General features: G+C 37.4%; 21 protein-coding genes. 14 read left to right on the top strand and 7 right to left on the bottom strand.

Annotation, left to right across the window (positions count from 1 at the left end):
• Positions 1–14: 14 nt before the first annotated feature.
• The 3 genes from CWC02_RS08790 to CWC02_RS08780 are packed head-to-tail and all read left to right on the top strand — an operon-like array spanning position 15 to position 2,958.
• On the top strand, positions 15–1,835 hold the full coding sequence (locus CWC02_RS08790; protein ID WP_138617726.1) for a protein kinase domain-containing protein: 1,821 nt from the start codon (positions 15–17) through the stop codon (positions 1,833–1,835).
• 38 nt (positions 1,836–1,873) lie between these two features.
• Complete coding sequence (locus CWC02_RS08785) at positions 1,874–2,545, top strand: RDD family protein (protein ID WP_138617724.1); 672 nt, start codon at positions 1,874–1,876, stop codon at positions 2,543–2,545.
• Between the two features lie 14 nt (positions 2,546–2,559).
• The gene (locus CWC02_RS08780) at positions 2,560–2,958 is read left to right on the top strand and encodes a biotin/lipoyl-containing protein (protein WP_054553813.1); all 399 of its coding nucleotides are present in this window, start codon (positions 2,560–2,562) and stop codon (positions 2,956–2,958) included.
• Between the two features lie 169 nt (positions 2,959–3,127).
• Here CWC02_RS08780 and gloA read toward each other — a convergent pair whose 3' ends face one another.
• On the bottom strand, positions 3,128–3,658 hold the full coding sequence (gene gloA / locus CWC02_RS08775) for a lactoylglutathione lyase (RefSeq protein ID WP_054553814.1): 531 nt from the start codon (positions 3,656–3,658) through the stop codon (positions 3,128–3,130).
• Positions 3,659–3,840: 182 nt separating this feature from the next.
• Entirely contained in the window at positions 3,841–4,257 is a 417-nt protein-coding gene (locus CWC02_RS08770) for a VF530 family protein (protein ID WP_138617722.1), read from the bottom strand.
• 183 nt (positions 4,258–4,440) lie between these two features.
• Between CWC02_RS08770 and CWC02_RS08765 the strand changes: the two genes are divergently transcribed.
• Positions 4,441–5,007, top strand: coding sequence for a hypothetical protein (locus tag CWC02_RS08765; protein WP_054553816.1), 567 nt, complete (start codon positions 4,441–4,443; stop codon positions 5,005–5,007).
• A gap of 48 nt (positions 5,008–5,055) precedes the next feature.
• On the opposite strand, the gene acuI is transcribed toward CWC02_RS08765, so the two are convergent.
• Together acuI and acuR are read right to left on the bottom strand one after the other, a co-directional pair.
• Entirely contained in the window at positions 5,056–6,045 is a 990-nt protein-coding gene (gene acuI, locus CWC02_RS08760) for an acrylyl-CoA reductase (NADPH) (protein ID WP_138617720.1), read from the bottom strand.
• 61 nt (positions 6,046–6,106) lie between these two features.
• Complete coding sequence (gene acuR, locus CWC02_RS08755) at positions 6,107–6,739, bottom strand: acrylate utilization transcriptional regulator AcuR (RefSeq protein ID WP_054553818.1); 633 nt, start codon at positions 6,737–6,739, stop codon at positions 6,107–6,109.
• Positions 6,740–7,112: 373 nt separating this feature from the next.
• Between acuR and rmf the strand changes: the two genes are divergently transcribed.
• Positions 7,113–7,283 carry a ribosome modulation factor gene (gene rmf / locus CWC02_RS08750; RefSeq protein ID WP_036968408.1) on the top strand — a complete coding sequence of 57 codons (171 nt, stop codon included), beginning with the start codon at positions 7,113–7,115 and terminating at the stop codon, positions 7,281–7,283.
• A gap of 64 nt (positions 7,284–7,347) precedes the next feature.
• Here the strand turns inward: rmf and fabA are convergent, their stop codons facing one another.
• Entirely contained in the window at positions 7,348–7,863 is a 516-nt protein-coding gene (gene fabA / locus CWC02_RS08745) for a bifunctional 3-hydroxydecanoyl-ACP dehydratase/trans-2-decenoyl-ACP isomerase (RefSeq protein ID WP_054553819.1), read from the bottom strand.
• 207 nt (positions 7,864–8,070) lie between these two features.
• Here fabA and CWC02_RS08740 point away from each other — a divergent pair, with 207 nt between their 5' ends.
• The 4 genes from CWC02_RS08740 to CWC02_RS08725 all read left to right on the top strand — a co-directional run bounded on the left by CWC02_RS08740 (position 8,071) and on the right by CWC02_RS08725 (position 11,273).
• Complete coding sequence (locus tag CWC02_RS08740; protein ID WP_138617718.1) at positions 8,071–8,928, top strand: 6-carboxytetrahydropterin synthase; 858 nt, start codon at positions 8,071–8,073, stop codon at positions 8,926–8,928.
• Entirely contained in the window at positions 8,921–9,739 is an 819-nt protein-coding gene (locus tag CWC02_RS08735; RefSeq protein WP_138617716.1) for a M23 family metallopeptidase, read from the top strand. Before CWC02_RS08740 ends, CWC02_RS08735 begins: the two co-directional genes overlap by 8 nt.
• Positions 9,740–9,744: 5 nt before the next feature.
• Positions 9,745–10,179, top strand: a complete 435-nt coding sequence (locus CWC02_RS08730) for an acyl-CoA thioesterase (protein ID WP_138602233.1) — start codon at positions 9,745–9,747, stop codon at positions 10,177–10,179.
• 182 nt (positions 10,180–10,361) lie between these two features.
• Positions 10,362–11,273, top strand: coding sequence for an endonuclease/exonuclease/phosphatase family protein (locus tag CWC02_RS08725; RefSeq protein ID WP_138602235.1), 912 nt, complete (start codon positions 10,362–10,364; stop codon positions 11,271–11,273).
• On the opposite strand, the gene CWC02_RS08720 is transcribed toward CWC02_RS08725, so the two are convergent.
• Positions 11,246–11,650: a response regulator gene (locus tag CWC02_RS08720; protein WP_054553824.1), complete on the bottom strand. Its 405-nt coding sequence runs from the start codon at positions 11,648–11,650 to the stop codon at positions 11,246–11,248. The two genes, CWC02_RS08725 and CWC02_RS08720, sit on opposite strands and share 28 nt — an antisense overlap.
• Positions 11,650–12,564, bottom strand: a complete 915-nt coding sequence (locus CWC02_RS08715; protein ID WP_138617714.1) for a glycosyltransferase family 2 protein — start codon at positions 12,562–12,564, stop codon at positions 11,650–11,652. Before CWC02_RS08715 ends, CWC02_RS08720 begins: the two co-directional genes overlap by 1 nt.
• A 220-nt stretch (positions 12,565–12,784) precedes the next feature.
• Between CWC02_RS08715 and CWC02_RS08710 the strand changes: the two genes are divergently transcribed.
• The 5 genes from CWC02_RS08710 to CWC02_RS08690 are packed head-to-tail and all read left to right on the top strand — an operon-like array spanning position 12,785 to position 18,533.
• A complete protein-coding gene (locus CWC02_RS08710) occupies positions 12,785–13,936 on the top strand; it encodes a glycosyltransferase (protein WP_054553826.1) in 1,152 nt (383 codons plus the stop codon).
• 9 nt (positions 13,937–13,945) lie between these two features.
• On the top strand, positions 13,946–15,361 hold the full coding sequence (locus tag CWC02_RS08705) for a lipopolysaccharide biosynthesis protein (RefSeq protein WP_138617712.1): 1,416 nt from the start codon (positions 13,946–13,948) through the stop codon (positions 15,359–15,361).
• The gene (locus CWC02_RS08700; protein ID WP_054553828.1) at positions 15,345–16,709 is read left to right on the top strand and encodes an O-antigen ligase family protein; all 1,365 of its coding nucleotides are present in this window, start codon (positions 15,345–15,347) and stop codon (positions 16,707–16,709) included. Before CWC02_RS08705 ends, CWC02_RS08700 begins: the two co-directional genes overlap by 17 nt.
• On the top strand, positions 16,702–17,412 hold the full coding sequence (locus tag CWC02_RS08695; protein ID WP_138617710.1) for an acyltransferase: 711 nt from the start codon (positions 16,702–16,704) through the stop codon (positions 17,410–17,412). Before CWC02_RS08700 ends, CWC02_RS08695 begins: the two co-directional genes overlap by 8 nt.
• Positions 17,409–18,533: a glycosyltransferase family protein gene (locus tag CWC02_RS08690; protein WP_138617708.1), complete on the top strand. Its 1,125-nt coding sequence runs from the start codon at positions 17,409–17,411 to the stop codon at positions 18,531–18,533. The genes CWC02_RS08695 and CWC02_RS08690 overlap by 4 nt, the downstream gene beginning before the upstream one ends.
• The last annotated feature ends 96 nt before the right edge of the window (positions 18,534–18,629 follow it).

Raw genomic sequence — 18,629 nt, 5'->3', positions numbered from 1 at the left:
CTTTGAGAGATGTAGTGAATCCCAAACAAATCCGAAATTTTTATATCAATGAAGAACAGTCTGTTTATTTGCTGTCTCACCATGATGCTAAAAAGCACCGTCAATGGCTTAATATTTGTATTAAACAGCTTACTTTGCTTGGTTACAGTGACGTTGAATTAATTGGTTCTGGTGCGTTTGGATTTGTTTTTGCCGGTGTCGATGATGAAGACTTACCTTGGGTATTTAAGTTTTCACGTATAACTCTTGCACAAAGTGTACGTGACCGTCTAGAAGACGAAGCGTACATGCTCTCGCAAGTTAATAATCCGCTTGTGCCAAAATTTTATGCCTTTGAGCGCATTAAAAAGCAAGGCATTTTAATGATGGAGCGGGCTCTAGGTGAAGACTTAGAAAAAATTTCCATCAAGCAGGGGCGTTTTAGTGCAGCAAAAGTCATGGCGCTTGCTCTTAGGCTACGTAATGTGCTAGTAGATTTACGTGAACATAAAAATGGCTTAAGCCCACAGCCAATTGTGCATGGCGATATTAAACCTTCAAACATTGTTTATGACGAACAAACCAATAAGTTGTCGTTGGTAGATTGGGGCAGCTCTGTTTATGCACAAATAGACGCTGAAGGTAATCCGGTTGCCAGCAATTTTATGGATCTTATGTCTGCTGATATCAGCACCACTAATGCACGTATGGGTGATGTGTATTTTATTGGTGATGAGCAAATGTCAGGCGGGCAGTCATCGCCACGTTTTGATGAACAAGGTGTTGCCTCAACTCTTTATGCACTGGCCTCTGCACAATCTTGCAGGTTCGGTGCGGCGGTTATTCCGGCTACAAGCCTGAATTTACCTATGGAGCTTGCCCGGGTTATTGACGGTATGCTTTCAAAAAATAAGGCCACTCGCGATGGCGCTGGTGATTATTTTATACGAAACATGCCGACAATGGCTAAAGCTTACCTCCCTGAGCTGCCCCGTAAGGTCATTCGCCCTTATATTCCTTATTGGTTTAGTGAGTTTGATGAGCACCCAGACACGGTGGTATACAGCTCGCGAAAGCAATTTTTAAGACAAGCCGATCATAATCAGCAATTACTTGATGTAAACGATGCCCAGCTCGACAGATACTACAAAGAGTTTTTATTTGATACCGGCGACACCGAAAAAGCATTTTTGGCCTCAATAAGCAGATTAGCAAAATACCCAGTAGTAGGGGGCCTTAGTTTTCACTGGAAAGAAAACTCACTGTTTGTTGAATCTTCCCTTATTTTGCATGATGAAACACTTGGCACTGCGTTTACCGATGCGATTAACAACACGGTAATGTTAGCACAAGGGATTGAACAAAAAGGTCTCTTTAAATGTTGTTTGTTTGATGCGCGTAAGACCATTCAGCTAGAGCGTGATGGCACAGGTGCTTTTAAGTTTGAACATTTACCTGAGCTTGATTACGAAGTAATGGATGTACAAGCCTCAGACGTAACCAGACCGCACTCTTACTTTGAAGATGGTAAAGACCCTGATGAGCAATTACAGCTCCCGAAAAAGGTCATAAAGTGCGTATTTGAGCTAAACCAAATACACCACACGGGCTGTATCATTTTCGAAGCCTTACCTGATAGGATGAAAATACATCATTACTATCGTCTGCTGGATGCCAGTAAAGAACCTGAATTTAAACGTTTATTAAGTAAGCTCATGCAATATGCAGTCAATATTACCGATGTTGGTGTGGCAGGCTTTATGAAGCTACCTTACAAAAATACCCGTGAATTTGATTTGTGCACTAAACAGCCCGATGAGTTTTATCCAAGAGATCCAAAAAGAGCTGAATGCTAAAAGCTGACTAAATTAAAGCAGTAAGGAGAATAACAAACATGGACTACACCCCAAATTATAAAAATTATTCATTGGATGAGCTATTAGATGCTCAAAAGTATCTTGATAAAGAAAGCTTCCCACAAAGAGCACAAGAGTTAGAATTAGAGATTGCAAATAAATTAAAAGACCCAGAAATAAAAGCAGAGTTTGAAGAGCTAGAAACGAATAAAAGGTATGCTACTTTTTGGCCTCGTTTTTGGGCCGCGATTATTGATGGTTTAATATTTACAGCATTACTTTATATTGAATGCTTACTCTTTGGCGTTGAATACTCTAACCAAAACATGGTTTTACAAGCCGTTAATGGCGTTCAGTATATTGGCTACGTTGTTTTTATGCATGGGTTTTATGGCCAAACTCTTGGTAAGATGGTGATGGATGTTAAAGTCCTCGATCATGACACTGAAACAGATATTAATCTTAAACAATCGGTTCGCCGAGAATCTGTAAATATTGCTATTAACTCATCTTGGATACTACTACTTTTATCTATTTCAATATCGTTACAACAACTCGGTAGCATACATGAGTTTTTAACTTATTTAATTATGGGTTTGAGTTCTTTAGCTACAGTATGGGCATTGTCAGAATTTATAACCATGCTGTTTAATGAAAAGCGTCGTGCAATACATGACTTCATAGGTAAAACGGTTGTTGTTAGGTTGTAATAAGGAGCGCGACTATGTCAATCCCAATAAAAATACCTGAATTACCAAATGATATTGGCGATGTTAAGGTAGCAAATGTTCATGTAGATGTTGGCGATATTGTTTTAGTTAATTCCCCCCTCTTTGATATAGAAACAGATAAAACGATATTAGAAATTCAAGCGTCTGAAGCAGGTGAAATTAGTGAATTTAAGGTTAAAGCTGGGGATTATGTTACTGCTAACCAAGTAGTTGGGATGATGTTACCTGATGAAAACGCTGAAATTAGATTTGTTCACTCTACACCGAAGGAAAATGCTACTTCTAAAGTAAACACCTCAGATAAAAAGAGTAAGAACCATCAAGTTCAACATTATTGGCTGCTAGTTCTTTTTTTTGTGGCTATTGTAGGTATTATTTATACAAGTTTGTAACTGAGAAGATGATGTTATTTGGCTTTTAACAGGTGTATTTAAAGCTAAACAATGACCAAATGATAATTAATGGAATCTTTATTTTAAAGAGAACTCTGAGTTAATAAGTAAAACCTTAAAATGAAAAATTCAATAACCTGCTAAATAGCAGGTTATTAAAGGGGCAGCCTTACTTATGCTCTTCAATGATCTCAGTGATCCCTTCAGCCGAGAGTATTTCTATCCAATAACCATCTGGGTCTTTAATAAAAGCTAGGCCTTTCATAGAGCCATCATCTGGTTTTTTGACAAACTCAACATCGTATTTTGCAAAACGCTCGCATGCTGCGTACACATCTGGCACGCTTATACCGATATGACCAAAGCCTTTTGGTTCATCATTACCACTATGGTAACCTGTAAAGCTGTCGTCATTTTCTGTGCCCCAATTATGTGTAAGCTCGATAAGAGCAGGGCGGCGAAATACCCACTGTGCTTTTTCTTTATCGCTGCCTGTTGGCATGTCTTGCTCATAACCTAAAAAGTACAGCGTAAACTCCATTTTAGGGAAGTCATATTTACCAAGTAACTTCATACCTAAAACATTTTGATAGAAATCTAAAGAAGGCTTTGGATCTTTAATGCGCAACATTGTCTGTTGCATTACATAACCTTGCGTAGCGGTTGCGATTTGTTCAGGTGATTCGTTGTAGTTAGACATACACATCCTTTTTAGCTGATATTTCTGGTAATGTAATTAGTCTAACATATTCACGTTACCCTTAAATTAATAACAAATATTTTTGATGTGCTAAGACAAATCTTCAGTTCTTAATTAGCTAACCCAAATAAAAAACCGCCAAACAGGCGGCTTATTTCATCTTACAGCTCAAAGCTTAAAAATCAATTACCCCAAGGGTTACTCGCACTTGAACGCTGTTTACGAGCTCGAGCAAGTTGTTTTGCTTCTTTTTTAGCGTGGATACGTTTGGCGTCAATAAAACTTAACTCACACGGTTCACCTGGTTTTTGATCAGCAGGGATCACACGATCGCGTGGCGGTAATTCGTAGTTTACATTGTCTGGGCGTGGTAAGTTTTTTAGACGATACAAATAAAAGTTCTCGACTTTTTCTTGAGCCCATTGGGTTTTACGTAAAAACTTAACCGTAGATTTAACATCTGGATTATTCTTAAAGCAGTTCAAACGCATATAGGCGTGGAGTAATTCCCAGCCATATTGTTCGACAAGCTCTGTGACGACTTGCTCGATACCAACACCTTGTAGCGGGTTATTGCTGAAAATTTCTTTATTACTCATATCATGCTCTTGTTTATTGTTTACGTAATTAGTTAATTATAATTTGAAAGATCTAATTTAGATACCGCTTATCAATTTGATATACGAACCATTTTAAAAGTTTACATGTTTACCTTATATGGGTAATCTATGCGCTTGAATTGGCATGAGGCTAATTTATTAAATTGATTAAGGAATCTATAAATGGGACTTTTTGATAAGATCAAAACACAAGCTAATACAATTGGAACAAATATTAGTGAATCAACCTCTAAACTAACCAGTGATATCTCTACTGCGTCGAAAGAAAAATCAAAGCTTTCAGCGATTAATTCTGAAATTACTTCAATTAACGGGCAACTAAATATTGCTTACCAAGACATTGGTAAAAAGTATGTATCTAATTTAGTCGATAATAAGGGTGAAAATGTTGAAGCTGTTCTAAAAGATACACTCGACAGAATAGAGCCTCTTTTAGAGAAAAAAATAGAGCTTGAGAAAGAAGCAGTAGAAATTGAGAAAAAATTAAAAGATCAGATAATTCTACAAGAAAAAGCAATTTTTCAACGTGAGTTTGATGAAGAAAAAGAAAAGCTAGAGAAAGCTGTGAAACTGGATGTATTAACAGAAAAAGAGATGCAGGATAAATTAGCTAGAGCTCAGCTTAAATTGGATAATTTTGATAATATTCGTAAAGTTAAAAAACAGTACGATATGCAATTAATTTCAAAGGAAGAACTAAACGAAAAGCTTGCGGCGTTTGGTGTTTAAATTCTTTTTTTTAAAAAGGCTCTAAGGTGTTTAGAGCCTTTAAATCTATTACTTACAATTAACTACTACACGGCCGCGTATTTCACCTTTTAATAGGGCTTCTGCATTTGCAACGGCGTCAGAAAGCGGGACTTCTTGTGAAATAGTATCTAGGTACTGCGCCTCAACTAACTCACTTAAACGTTGCCATGCTTCAATTCGGTCAGCTTTAGGGCGCATTACACTATCAATACCCATTAGGCTAATGCCACGAAGGATAAACGGCGCTACCGTTGCCGGAAAGTCCATACCTTGTGCTAAACCACAGGCTGTTACAACACCACCGTATTTAATCGATGCACACACATTTGCAAGGGTGTGGCTACCCACAGAATCAATTGCACCAGCGAATTGCTCTTTTGCCAGTGGTTTACCAGGTGCTGAGAATTCATCGCGAGATAAAACACGTTTTGCGCCTAATTTTTCAAGGTGATCTGCTTCGTTCATGCGGCCTGTTGTGGCAACAACATCAAAGCCAAGCTTATTAAGTAAATAGATAGCAAAACTGCCCACGCCGCCATTAGCACCGGTAACAAGAATTTCGCCACTTTGGGGTGTGATACCTTGTTTTTCTAAAGCGATGATACTCAGCATTGCGGTATACCCCGCAGTACCAATTTGCATTGCTTGTTTTGGTGTTAAATTAGCGGGAAGGGGGATAAGCCAATCTGCACTCATAGATGCTTTTGCACTTAAACCACCGAGGTATTTCTCACCAACACTAAAGCCATTTAACAAGACTTTATCACCTACTTTAAATTCATCACTTTTAGACTCAGTCACTGTGCCTGCAAGGTCAATACCTGGGATCATTGGAAATGTTCTTACCACAGGGCCTTTACCCGTAATCGCTAAAGCATCTTTGTAATTCAAAGTGCTGTAGTCAACATCAATATTTACATCGTGCTGGTGGATGCTCTCTAGAGGAAAGTCTGTGTATTCGGCACGATAGCCTTGATCATCTTTGTTGATAACTACCGATTTTACTGATGTTGTCATGTTGACTCCTTTTAGACCGATCGTCTTTTAATGGTTAAAATAAAACCGTATTAAAACGGCTTTATAAAATTAAGCGTAAAAATTGTGCTGTATAAAGGGTAAGCGGTTCACTTGATTTATCAAGTTTAGAGCGCATCACTGCGCCTTCCCAGCCAATCCAGAAGAACTCAGCAAGCATTTTACAATCTGATGATTGAGGTATTTGTTTTTGCTGCTTTGCGTCTATCAAGCAGTGTTCAATTAGAGCTTGCCAGCTGGTGTAAGCCTGCTTAATACGTGCAATCATTGCTTCATTAAGGTAGCTGAGCTCTTGGTTTAAATTACCAATTAAGCAGCCGCGATTAAACTCAAACTTTGCCATGCCTTGTTTAGCGTCATTAGCAAACAGCACAATCCTTTCAAGAGGTGTTGTTGCATCGTTTGCTAGGTGGCGTTTTAACTTTGCCTGAAAATAGCTGTCGTAAGCATCAATGAGTGCCAAGCCGAAATCATTTTTACTTTTAAAGTAATGATAAAAAGATCCCTTAGGTACTTGCGCTGATTTTAAGATTAAATCAATGCCGGTTGCGCTAAAGCCTTTTTCAGTTAATACGGCTAACCCTGTATTAATTAGTAGGGCACGCGTATCTGCATTTGAACGCGCTATTTTTGGTGGCCTGCCACGACGGCTCGGCACTGAGTTATTTGTTTCCATGAGCACCATATTAGACCGATCGGTTTTTAATATGCAAGTAATAAATAGACTAAATTGTAATCATCATAAATTTGTCATGATTACAATTTAATTGGGAACTTTGTCGAAATAGGCTAGGTCACAAATATTGAAGCTAAAAGAGCTGTATCGTTTTTAGCTGAATTTAAGTGTATTAATAGATGGTTTTAGTTAAAGAGGTACGACCACCTAGTCATTTGAAATGTTAATTCATTTGAGCATCAGCACGTTAGTTATTGTCAATTTATTTAATTGCTTTTTGCTATTTGAATTTAACAGTTTTATTAACTATTCATTAAATGTAGATGTCAATTTCGCTACATATCTATAAATATAAAAGGTGAGGATATTACCTATGAAGAGACAGAAAAGAGATCGTTTAGAAAGAGCTCATTCTCAAGGTTATAAAGCAGGCTTGGCAGGCCGTTCCAAAGAACAATGCCCTTATCAACAAATAGACCCTAAATCAGAATGGTTAGGCGGCTGGCGAGAAGCCATTGAAAACCGAAATATGTTTAAAACTTAAAATAGGCACCGTATTTACGCAAAAAAGCCCCACTTTGGGGCTTTTTTGTATCTACAAATTAATATTAGAATGCAGATGTATCTTGGAAAAGACCTACTTTAAGATCTTTTGCTTCATAGATTACGCGGCCATCTACTTCTACAGTACCATCAGCCATACCCATGAATAATTTACGTTTAATTACACGCTTCATGTCTAAACGATAAGTTACTTTTTTAGCTGTTGGTAAGATTTGACCTGTGAATTTAACTTCACCTACACCAAGTGCACGACCAAGACCTGGACCACCAGACCAACCAAGGAAGAAACCAACTAATTGCCACATAGCGTCAAGACCAAGACAACCAGGCATTACTGGGTCACCTTTAAAGTGACAGTCGAAGAACCAAAGATCAGGGTTGATATCTAGTTCTGCAACGATTTGGCCTTTACCGTGCTCACCACCATCAGCAGTGATAGAGATAATGCGGTCCATCATTAACATGTTGTCACTTGGTAAACGACAGTTGCCTTCACCGAACATTTCACCTTGACCGCAAAGGACCAATTCTTCTTTTGTATAGCTGTTTTTAGGTTCCATAACTCTCATTCATCGCTTAGAAATTGCCCCGTACTTTAGCGTACACTTGTACGCTAAACAACTCGGAGCAGTTAATTATTTGCTATTTTTCGCTTGTTTTATGACCATTTAATTAAACTGTCGCTGATAAAGGGAGATAAAACCGCGCATTGTGAAGTAAAAATCATTATAATTGCTGTGATTCTTTAACTAGTCTAAAGGAAATTTATGATCCTTTTTGTAAACTCACTGACAGTGATTGATTTTTCTTACTTGTGTAATAAACGCGGCGCAGTTGGCGAGAGCTGGATTGTGGATTTAACTCTGCACGGTCAATTAAATGATGAGTCGATGGTGCTTGATTTTGGCTTAGTTAAAAAGCAAATCAAGGGCATTATTGATAACTGTATCGACCATAAACTTGCTGTGCCTGCCACACTAAACGGTTCACTAACACAGCATGCTGAGCACAGCGTGCTAGATTGTCATTTTGGTGATAATTATCACTTAGCTATGAGCGCTCCTAACCAAGCATATTGTTTAATCGATGCTGATGTTATTGATGAAAAGTCGGTAACCGAGTTTTTAATTAAAACAATTATGCCTGAGCTACCTAGCAACATTGAAAAGATTGAAATTAATTTATACCCAGAGCATAGCAAAAGTTTTTATTATCATTACAGCCATGGTCTTAAAAAGCACGATGGTAATTGTCAGCGTATTATTCATGGTCATCGCTCTCAGATTGGTATTAGCCTTGATGGTATGGCTATGCCTCGCTTACAAAAAGAGTGGGCAGATAAATGGGAAGACATTTATCTAGCAACAGCTGAAGATGAAATCAATAAATCAGACCTTAAGCATGTAACTGCACAAGAGAACGATGTGTGCTTTGCTTACACATCACAGCAGGGCTATTTTGAAATGGCGATAGACAAATCACGCTGCGACATTTTACCTTGCGATACTACGGTTGAGTGCATTGCAGACTACTTAAGTTCACAAGTTAAAAACCAATACCCTGATTCAGAAGTTAAAATTACAGCTTACGAAGGGGTTGGTAAGGGGTCAATCAGTTATGCGTAAAGGATTACTAATAGCTGCATTTGCAGGATTGTTTTCTTTAACTGCAAGTGCTGTTGAATTAAAAGGACATTTAACTCAAGGCGGTTTAGTAACAGGCCAAATTGAAGGCGCTAAAAGTGTTAGCTTCAATGGTGAGTCTCTTAAGCTTTCAATAAATGGTGAGTTTGTGTTCGGCTTTGGTCGTGATGCCAAGACAAATCATAGCCTTACTTGGGTTGATAGTGCGGGTGTAAGCCACGAACAAGCAATTGTGATCACTAAGCGTGATTACAAAATTGACAAAATCACCGGTGTTGCAAAAAAATATGTCTCGCCACCTAAAGAAGTGTCTGAGCGTATTAGCCGTGAAGCTGTTGCCGTACGCAAAGCGAGGCAAGTCAATTCTGACCTACGGTACTTTTTAGATCCTGTTTATAAGCCTGCAACGGGCCGTATTTCAGGTGTTTATGGTAGCCAGCGTTACTTTAATGGTGAGCCTCGCCGCCCGCACTTTGGTTTAGACATTGCCAATAAAACGGGTAGTCCAGTGTATGCACCAGTAAGCGGCACAGTTGTTTTTGCTGATGCTGACTTATATTACTCTGGTGGAACCTTGATTCTTGACCACGGCCATGGTGTTACCTCTACTTATATTCATTTAAGCAAATTAGATGTAAAAGTAGGGGATGAAATTAAGCGTGGCGATAAAATTGCCGAGATCGGTGCAACCGGTCGCGTAACTGGCCCTCATTTAGACTGGCGTTTTAATTGGAAAAATGAACGCCTTGACCCTGCGCTAATGATGCAAGACACATTAGCTAATAAAAAGTAGAGACTATGACACAACCAATCGATCGTGACGCTATTATTGCAAAGCGTATTGCTGACTCAACAACGTCGGTAACAAAAACTGTTTTTCCTGGCCGCACCAATCACCACAATACCTTATTTGGCGGTGATGCGTTGGCTTGGATGGATGAGGTCGCGTTTATCGCTGCTACACGTTTTTGTCGTAAGCCACTTGTAACTATTTCGTCTGACCGTGTAGATTTTAAAGAAGCCATTCCAGCTGGTACATTTGCAGAGCTAATTTCTAAAGTGGTGCATGTAGGAAACACTAGCCTTAAAGTAGACGTTGAAATCTTTTTAGAAACAATGCACAAAGACGATAAGCATTTAGCTATTTCTGGTAGTTTCACGTTTGTAGCTGTTGATGATAATCACAGGCCAACACCGGTTGTTTGCGATAAAATGATCAACGGTTTCGAATAAAGCACGGCTATACCAATTCGCAATAAAACTTAATTAAGCGAATTGGTGTTAAACTTAAAAAATAAGTACCTGCGGGTATTTATTTTTGCATATAAAAGAACACATCATACTAAAATTTGTGTAAATATTATCTCAGCAAAGATTAAGAAATAGGACTATAAGTAATCAGAGGGAGGGTGGCTATGCGTTTACTAATTCTGGTTCTTTATGGCGTTCTTTTATTTTTAGCTTTTAATCAATTAGATTCTTATATGCTGGATTTAATCGCAGCGCTAAGAGGTCAGTTAATTTTAGTTAGCTTTTTACCTGTAGGGTTATGTTATTTTTACAGTAAAAAGGTGGCATCAAGCTTACTAGTTTTAAGTACAATTTTGACTTTAGTGCACTTTAAACCTTACTCATCTAATCAGAGGGAGGTCGGTGATATTAAGGTTACGCAAATAAACCTACAATATAGTAACCCTAACTTACAACAGATTATCTATAACCAAATGATAGAAGAGAAAAATGATATCCTGGTGTTATTAGAATTTAATGATACACAGCGTCATGTTCTTGATAATCTCAACACTGAATATCATTTGTTTGGTTATGCTGAAGTTGAAGGCGCGCCTTTTGGTATAATCGTTATCTCAAAACTTCCGATTATCCAAAAACAAATTAAACGTTTTGATAATCCAAAACTAGGCTATGTAAAACTTAGTTTTTTGCATAATAACATTATGTTAAATAGCCTTGTTTTTCATCCTCCATCACCAAGAGATAGAACTCTATGGACGCAACGCAACTCTGTTTTAAGTAAAGTGCAAAACGAAATTAAAACTTTAGGAGGGAATTGGTTAATTGCAGGGGATTTTAACACGGTTCCATGGTCGCGCTATTTTATTGAAGCTGATAATAATTGCTTTGATCGTAGTGGATTTTATGTAACTTGGCCTTCTAAAATTCAATTTAATGGCTCACCAGTTTTAGGTCTTCCTATTGACCATTGCATTGCAAGTGAGAAAATTAGGCTAACTAATATTAATACTAGTTTCGTTAAAGGTAGCGACCACAGGTCGCTTACCTATGAAGTTAAACTATCTAAACAGTGAAGTTGTCTTAATTTACTATTTTCTATCAATATCTCTACTAACATACTTAATTCAAAATTATCCCAAGGCTTTGCCGTAATCATTGTTGCGACTTTATCTTTGACTGCATGCTTAGATGCTTCCATCTCTGCATAGCCAGTTAATAACATACGCGAACTGTAAGGTTTTACTGCCTTAATTTTCTCAAGTACAGCTAAACCACTCAAAGAAGGCATTAATAGATCACAAATTACCAGGTCAAGCGCATTTTGTTTCGCATATTCAATAGCTGCATAGGGATCACTGTAACAAACTACAGAATAGTTACTAATTAGCAGTCGTTTTAATGAGCGCAAAATTGCCTCATCATCATCAATTATTAATACAGTTTCTTTCATTAGCTTGCACCCAATAAGTGTTTTAGATCATAAAGAACATGTTTAAAATTTCGCTTATGAGGAAATAGCCAAAATGCCTTATTTGAATAGGATAGTGCTTTCGAGTAATTACCTAATTCTCTATAAAACTCACCATAACACTCACTTAAACGTGCTTTTATTTTCTTTAATTCTCCTTTTGTAACCCCGTATTGATTCCTGCGTATAATTTCAACCATTGCGGCTAATCGATTTTCTCTATTAGCAGTTATTGAGTTTGCTCGCATCAAGTAGTGCATTGCGCACAAAGAGCTGTAAGCTACATCACCTTGCTTAGCTATTTTTAACCAACAATCCAGATCTGTTGCGCTTGTTAATTTGTGATCAAATCCGCCTACGTCAATCAAAGCGGCACGTTTAACCATTACAGATGAAGTGCCAACAATGTTAGTTGTTATCATTTGACTTATTGGATTTTTCAGCAAATGAAATTCTGTGTTCGTTCTATTGCTGTCGAATTCAGGCCAGTAGTCAAAACAGCTGATTATGTCTTCATTTTTTTCATTAAAGTGCATGTAGTCTGTAAAACTTAGTACGCACTCTGGATGCTCGTTATGAAAGGCTAACTGTTTAGCTAGTTTATCTTTTGACCAGTAATCGTCTGCATCTAAAAATGCAACATACTCTGAATTTGCTTGTGTGATGGCCAAGTTTCTTGCTGCCACGACACCTTTCCTATTTTGCGTAAATAAACGTACTTCTTTATTTGTTTTAGCGAGTTGTTGTAAGTAGTCTATGCTTCCGTCAGTAGACCCATCATCAACAATAATAATTTCAAAATTAACATCATTTTGTTGGTAAATACTGTTTATGCATGTCTCTAAATACTTGAGACAATTGTAATTAGGGATGATTACACTAACTTGAGTAGACATAAGATTACTCCAAAAACTTAAACATATTATTCTTGTAGTACGCAATTTAGAAGCCACTTTTATTAGCTCGATATTGGCTATAATTCTCTGATTTTTCTTTTTGTGCGTTGCATTTTGCAATTATTTATAGATTTGACGTCTCAAATTGAGAAAAGTACCCCATAAAAAGCAGGTATGGTTATTGCCCTTGTTTCTACATATATTTTAGTAGGAGCATTTTATGAAACACATCGCTATCTTAGTTCCGAGTTTCCCAGTTGCATCAGAAACATTTGTTGTCACAGAAATTAATGCACTTCTAGATGCTGGACATAAAGTGACGGTATTCACTTTTGAAAAAACCTCTGTGTTGATTAATTTATCAAGTGCAATAGAGGTCAAAGAGATTGAAAAGCCTGATTTTAAAAAAATACTTCCCGCAATGTTTAATGTTGTGAAACTCAGTAAAGCAATAAATACTGCAATCCAGTTTCGCTCGATATCTACACAATCTCTTATTGGCTATGGCTACAAAATTGCTCAGTACCTTAAAGTTGCCAAAATAGATCATTTGCACTGCCATTTTATGCATGGCCCTTTAGCATATGGCATTGTTGCTGCGAAAATGGCAAATATAACTGTCTCTTCGATAGGGCATGGCCATGATGTTTATGTGAATAGTGCCGATTTAAACTCGAAATTAGCTTTATGTGATTTCTCTGTCGCTGTGTGTGAAGAAATGGCTATGCAGTTTAAAAAATGCGAAAAAAGTAACGTGAAATTACTTCACTGCGGTATCGATACTACAAAATTTAACCAAACACCTTCATCATTAAGCGAATCTGTAAGGTTAATTTTTATAGGTAGGCTAGTCGAAAAGAAAGGGCTTCAATTCTTATTACCAGCTCTTAAACATATGCCTAAAGAATTTGGTATTACTTTAGATATCGTTGGCGACGGTCCAATGATCAACGACCTAATGTATATGGCTGAAGAGCTTGGCGTAAGAAAGTCAGTCAGGTTTCTAGGTGAAAAACCTCATGCTTGGGTAAGTGAAAACCTAGTGAATTATTCAGCTTTGATTGCCCCATTTTGTGTTGCTAAAAATGGTGACCGAGATACAGGGCCACTGGTTTTAAAAGAGGCAATGGCATGTGGTTTACCTGTTTTAACAACCACTTTAATGGGTGCGAATGAAATTGTTACGCCTAATGTTGGCATGAAATGTATGCCTAGCAGTATCTCTGGTATTAGCAAGATGCTTTATAAATTTCATCAGTTGTCACCTCATAAACGCTATTTACTCGGCCAAAATGCAAAACAACATGTTAATCAGCACTACAATGCATTTAACCAGGCTAAACAACTATCAAAGTGGGTTGAAGCTTTGTAAGGAACAGTTATGAGTAATCTAAAACAAATAGGTTATTTTGCCGTCGCAGTATTATCAGTAAAAGGACTAGGCTTTTTATTGCTACCAATTAGCACACGATTCCTAAGTCAAGTAGAGTTTGGTCAGTTAAATTTTCTTGTAACTGTTTCTGCGCTGTGCTCGCTTATTTTATCAATAGGCTTACCAGAGCTTTTACTTAAACAACAGTACAATACTCATACTGAAAAACTTGCTCTGTTTCGTGACGCGGTAATAACAACCTTTATATTTAGTTTACTCTTTGCAGGTTTTTCTTTGATTTTTTCTGAGCAAATAGCACATCAGTTACCGGCCAAAGTTGATCCTCTAGATTTAAGGCTATTAATTGTTAACCTTGTACTATCGGCGCTAATTGGTATTCCGTACATTTATTACCGCTTGACTAATAATGCGAGAACATATTGTTATTTATGCATTTCTCATGCTTTAGTCCAAACAACATTAACGATTACCTTACTATTTTTAGGTTTCAGTATCACTGGAGTTATGGTGTCTGGGGTAGTGAGTAGTTTACTTATTGTATGTATTAGCTATTTTGATATTTTAAAGGTTATTAATGTAAGTTATTCAGAGTTTTCTTGGCGAATACAAGGGAAACAGATTGTTTTTATCATTTCTATTGTTATCTCTAGTTTATTTATTTATACCGGAAACGGCGCTGAAAATTGGTTTATAGTTGCAAACTTTGATGAGACATTGTTAGCGAATTACTACGTGGCGGCGCAGTTTGCAGTATTAACTTCGTTTACGTTTGAGCCTATACGCCTTTGGTGGTTTGCTAAACGTTTTAGCCTAGTTAAAAACAATAAATCTGAATACGAAAGTAAAGCCATTCTCTGTTTGAATGTTGGTTTAGCGCTTTGCGTAGTGATGTCTGTTCTTGCTCCAATCACTTTAAATTTAGTGTTACCTGATAATTACCACGGCAACGAGCACTGGTTAGTATTGTTAATTGTTGTGGTTGCTATTAGGCACCATAGCGATATTTTGAATATTGGTTGTTATACGCATAAGAATGGGATCTCGGTACCCATTATTAATCTTTTAACTGCATTAGTCGGTCTGAGCCTTTTATATCTTCTGGTGCCAATGTTTGCTGTAGAAGGAGCGATTTTATCTTTAATTATTATGCAGAGCTTTAAACTGTTATGTTTTTACTTAACTAGCCAACAGTTTGTTCCGCTAACTTTTAAACTATCTTCACTTGCTCCTAGTTGGCTTGCTTTATTGATCATAGCGGGTATTTCGTTTATGCCTGGCAATTTAATTCTACAATTAGGTGTCCTGTTAACGTACATTTTTGTATTTATTAATCAGTACAAGAGCATCATTTTACGAGTTATCAAAAAAACGGTAGAGGAGCGTAAATATGCTCAATTACTATAAGCAAAATCAACTTGTAATAAATGGTATTGTTGTCACCGTACTGGTTATTTCGACTTACTCGCTACTAGGTCCTATCGCCGTTTTTGCTTTATTACTACTTCCTTTTGCAGCGTTTACAGCAGTGAAAGTCAGTGTTGCATTTATTATCTTATTTATTCTTTTTAGTTATTTTAGACTACACGAAGCATTTCCTGTTTTGATGCCATTAAAAATTCCTAAGCTCTTGGCATTAGCATCTCTTTTAGGGATTGCATGGCATCTATTTATTTCGCAGAAATTAAAGCCTCATTGGCATACAAATCACCTTATATTTTTTGCTTGGTTTATTTGGTTAACTATTTGCGTATTCAGTGCGGCTAACCGTGGTTTAGCGCTTGAGTATTGGTCAGGTGTGTTGATTAAAGTGCTCATAATGGTGTTTGCAATTTCATGGTGGATGACTTCTCTACAACATTTTAATGTTATCCGCATTGGTATTATGATTTCAGGCTCAGCCATCGCGCTTGTAGCCTTGAGTAATAAAATGAATGGGATCGGTCTTGTTGAAGGAACTCGTGTGACTATTTCGCGAGAACTTCGCTCACAACTCGGTGACCCGAATGATTTATCACTTGTCATGATGTTCCCAGTGTCTTTTCTTGCAGCTGAAGTTTTTGATAGTAGCGCCCATAAAATAAGACGTTTTATAGCACTCATCTGTCTAATAGTTGCGATTAGTGGCGTTATTGCTACTCAAAGTCGTGGGGGATTACTGGGAATTGCAGCAGTATTAAGCTTTTTTATCTATCAAAAAATTAAAAATCCAATCATTGTTGGTTGTATAGGTGCTGTCGGAATGCTCGCGATGATTGTTTTTGCAGGGATATCAGATAGACAAAGTGGTGGTGCTCATGAAGATGGTGTCGATGAGTCTGCAATGGGCCGTATCTATGCTTGGCATGCGGCAATTAACATGGCGCTGTCTAATCCATTGACTGGGGTAGGTGTAAATAATTTTGTCGCGAATTATTTTTTCTATAGTCCACATTGGGATGGCAAGAATCATGCAGTACACAGTACATGGTTTCAAGTACTTGGCGAAACAGGCATTGTTGGGATGTTCATATTCATTGCCCTGATCACATGTATTTACCGAAGTTTAAACCGTGTTTTCTTGATAAATAAACAGCTTAACGATGAAAAAATAGCAGTGAATGCGAAAGCACTTAAAGGCGGGCTGATAGGCTTTATGGTGTCAGGAACCTTTTTAACTCAAGCTTTTACTTGGCCTATATACATCATCTTGGCGTTAACTATTGCTCTTGAAAAGCTTGTTATAGATAAACAAAAGGAAAGGCATTATGACTGAGAATTTAAAACAGTGGTTAAAATCAAGTGACAGTCCTTTTGCAAAGTCACTTTTTCAAATTGCAAAACTCATTCGCAATCCGCAAATGTTTGTAATACCAGGTTTCCATACATGCCTATACAAACTGCATTTACTTGTTAAAACAATTTTCAGTGAACTATTACGTATCTTCTATTTTACGCCAATTTTTAAAAGCCAAATTAAAGGTTCAAAACGCAATTTATATCTTTATTCTGGTATGCCACAAATTTTAGGGCAGCTAGATATAACGTGCCAAGATAATTCTCGTATTAGTGGTATTAGCACTTTTTGTGGTCGTAGTCATGGGTTAAACAAATCGCAACTTATCATTGGTAATAATGTCGATATTGGTTGGCAAAACTCATTCTCTGTGGCTGGTAAAATTGTTCTGCAAGATGATGTTAGGCTTGCTGGACGGGTTTTTTTAGCTGGTTTTCCAGGCCACCCTTTAAACTCGCAAAGGCGCGCTTTAGGTGAGCCTGATGATGATTCGCAAGTCGGAGACATCATTATAGAGCAAGGGGCTTGGGTTGGAACGGGGGCGACAATCCTTGCTGGCGTAACAGTAGGAAAGGGCGCAATAGTTGCAGCAAGTAGTGTTGTTACAAAAGATGTACCTGCAAATACGATTGTGGCAGGAAACCCTGCGAAAGTTGTTAAGAAGCTGGAGTCAGAGTCATGAAATTTATCGTTTTTGGTGAAGATTGGCAAAGCCATCCAAGCAGTACTCAACATATCTTTAAAGAATTAGCGAAAAGCCATGATATTGTATGGATAAATTCAATCGGTATGCGAAAGCCAACAATAAAGTTGCTTGATGTAAAGAGAGTTTTTTACAAACTAAAATCCTTAGTGTTGAAAAAGAGGCATACTGAAGAATCTGCAGACAATCACAGTAAGCTTAAAGATCATACTTTGCCGATTTTACCTTGGCATGACAATAAGCTTGTAAAAGCTTTTAATAAATGGATTTTTAATAAAAAGTCTTTTGTTGATAATGAACCTATCATCTATTGGGTTAGTGTACCTACTGCCATATACCTTATTAATTTACGTCCCATAGACAAGATCGTTTATTATTGTGGCGATGACTTTTCGGCCTTAGCGGGTGTTGATCATTTAATGGTTGCTCCACTAGAGAGAGAGCTTATTCTTAAAGCCGACCTCATTTATGTAGTAAGTGAATTTCTTTCTAGCAAAATGCCAAAGCATAAAGTTAAGCTGTTATCTCATGGTGTTGACTTTGATTTATTTAATAATAAAAAGCAGAAGGCAGTTGAACTTAGTAATATAAATAAACCGGTTATTGGCTTTTATGGTTCTTTAAATGCGTGGCTCGACAAAGAACTTTTGCAAAAACTGGCACTTGAACGGCCTCAATACCAAATAATGTTAATTGGTAACATTATTGAAGACTTTGATTCATTATTATCCCTTAACAATGTGTCCCATGTACCCGCAGTAGAGCACCATAAACTTGCTACTTTTTCTCAACATTGGCATGTCTCGATTCTCCCATTTGTTGATAATGCGCAAATTAGAGCATGCGATCCGCTTAAACTTAAGGAGTATCTAGCGACAGGAACCCCCATTGTTTCAACTAATTTTGCTGCAGTGAGACCCTATCAAGAGGCTGTGCTGATCGCAGACTCTATGAATGCCTTCATTGAGCGTGTGGACTATGCCATTAGCATAAGCGATGAGCAAAAGCTTAATTGGCGACAAACTCAAGCTGAATACGCAAAAAATCACAGTTGGCAAGTTAAGGCGCTACAAATAAGTGATGAGCTAGGGCTTGGTTAACTTCATCTATTAAAAGCTGCATTAACGCAGCTTTTTTTATTTTTGGAACAAGAACTGCAACAGAATAACTAATTGAAATTATCGCAATTTATTTTT

The sequence above is a fragment of the Pseudoalteromonas sp. S2721 genome, from assembly GCF_005887425.1.
GTDB classification, from domain to species: domain Bacteria; phylum Pseudomonadota; class Gammaproteobacteria; order Enterobacterales; family Alteromonadaceae; genus Pseudoalteromonas; species Pseudoalteromonas simplex.
The sequence above is the reverse complement of the archived record's forward strand: the minus strand, read 5'-3'. Positions and strand labels throughout refer to the sequence as shown.

Coding starts and splice junctions, on each gene's coding strand:
- CWC02_RS08695 (WP_138617710.1), top strand. CDS start 16,702: ATGACTGAGAATTTAAAACAGTGGTTAAAATCAAGTGACAGTCCTTTT.
- CWC02_RS08700 (WP_054553828.1), top strand. CDS start 15,345: ATGCTCAATTACTATAAGCAAAATCAACTTGTAATAAATGGTATTGTT.
- CWC02_RS08785 (WP_138617724.1), top strand. CDS start 1,874: ATGGACTACACCCCAAATTATAAAAATTATTCATTGGATGAGCTATTA.
- CWC02_RS08765 (WP_054553816.1), top strand. CDS start 4,441: ATGGGACTTTTTGATAAGATCAAAACACAAGCTAATACAATTGGAACA.
- rmf (WP_036968408.1), top strand. CDS start 7,113: ATGAAGAGACAGAAAAGAGATCGTTTAGAAAGAGCTCATTCTCAAGGT.
- CWC02_RS08730 (WP_138602233.1), top strand. CDS start 9,745: ATGACACAACCAATCGATCGTGACGCTATTATTGCAAAGCGTATTGCT.
- CWC02_RS08735 (WP_138617716.1), top strand. CDS start 8,921: ATGCGTAAAGGATTACTAATAGCTGCATTTGCAGGATTGTTTTCTTTA.
- CWC02_RS08725 (WP_138602235.1), top strand. CDS start 10,362: ATGCGTTTACTAATTCTGGTTCTTTATGGCGTTCTTTTATTTTTAGCT.
- CWC02_RS08780 (WP_054553813.1), top strand. CDS start 2,560: ATGTCAATCCCAATAAAAATACCTGAATTACCAAATGATATTGGCGAT.
- CWC02_RS08740 (WP_138617718.1), top strand. CDS start 8,071: ATGATCCTTTTTGTAAACTCACTGACAGTGATTGATTTTTCTTACTTG.
- acuR (WP_054553818.1), bottom strand. CDS start 6,739: ATGGAAACAAATAACTCAGTGCCGAGCCGTCGTGGCAGGCCACCAAAA.
- gloA (WP_054553814.1), bottom strand. CDS start 3,658: ATGTCTAACTACAACGAATCACCTGAACAAATCGCAACCGCTACGCAA.
- CWC02_RS08705 (WP_138617712.1), top strand. CDS start 13,946: ATGAGTAATCTAAAACAAATAGGTTATTTTGCCGTCGCAGTATTATCA.
- CWC02_RS08715 (WP_138617714.1), bottom strand. CDS start 12,564: ATGTCTACTCAAGTTAGTGTAATCATCCCTAATTACAATTGTCTCAAG.
- CWC02_RS08770 (WP_138617722.1), bottom strand. CDS start 4,257: ATGAGTAATAAAGAAATTTTCAGCAATAACCCGCTACAAGGTGTTGGT.
- CWC02_RS08690 (WP_138617708.1), top strand. CDS start 17,409: ATGAAATTTATCGTTTTTGGTGAAGATTGGCAAAGCCATCCAAGCAGT.
- CWC02_RS08720 (WP_054553824.1), bottom strand. CDS start 11,650: ATGAAAGAAACTGTATTAATAATTGATGATGATGAGGCAATTTTGCGC.
- CWC02_RS08710 (WP_054553826.1), top strand. CDS start 12,785: ATGAAACACATCGCTATCTTAGTTCCGAGTTTCCCAGTTGCATCAGAA.
- fabA (WP_054553819.1), bottom strand. CDS start 7,863: ATGGAACCTAAAAACAGCTATACAAAAGAAGAATTGGTCCTTTGCGGT.
- acuI (WP_138617720.1), bottom strand. CDS start 6,045: ATGACAACATCAGTAAAATCGGTAGTTATCAACAAAGATGATCAAGGC.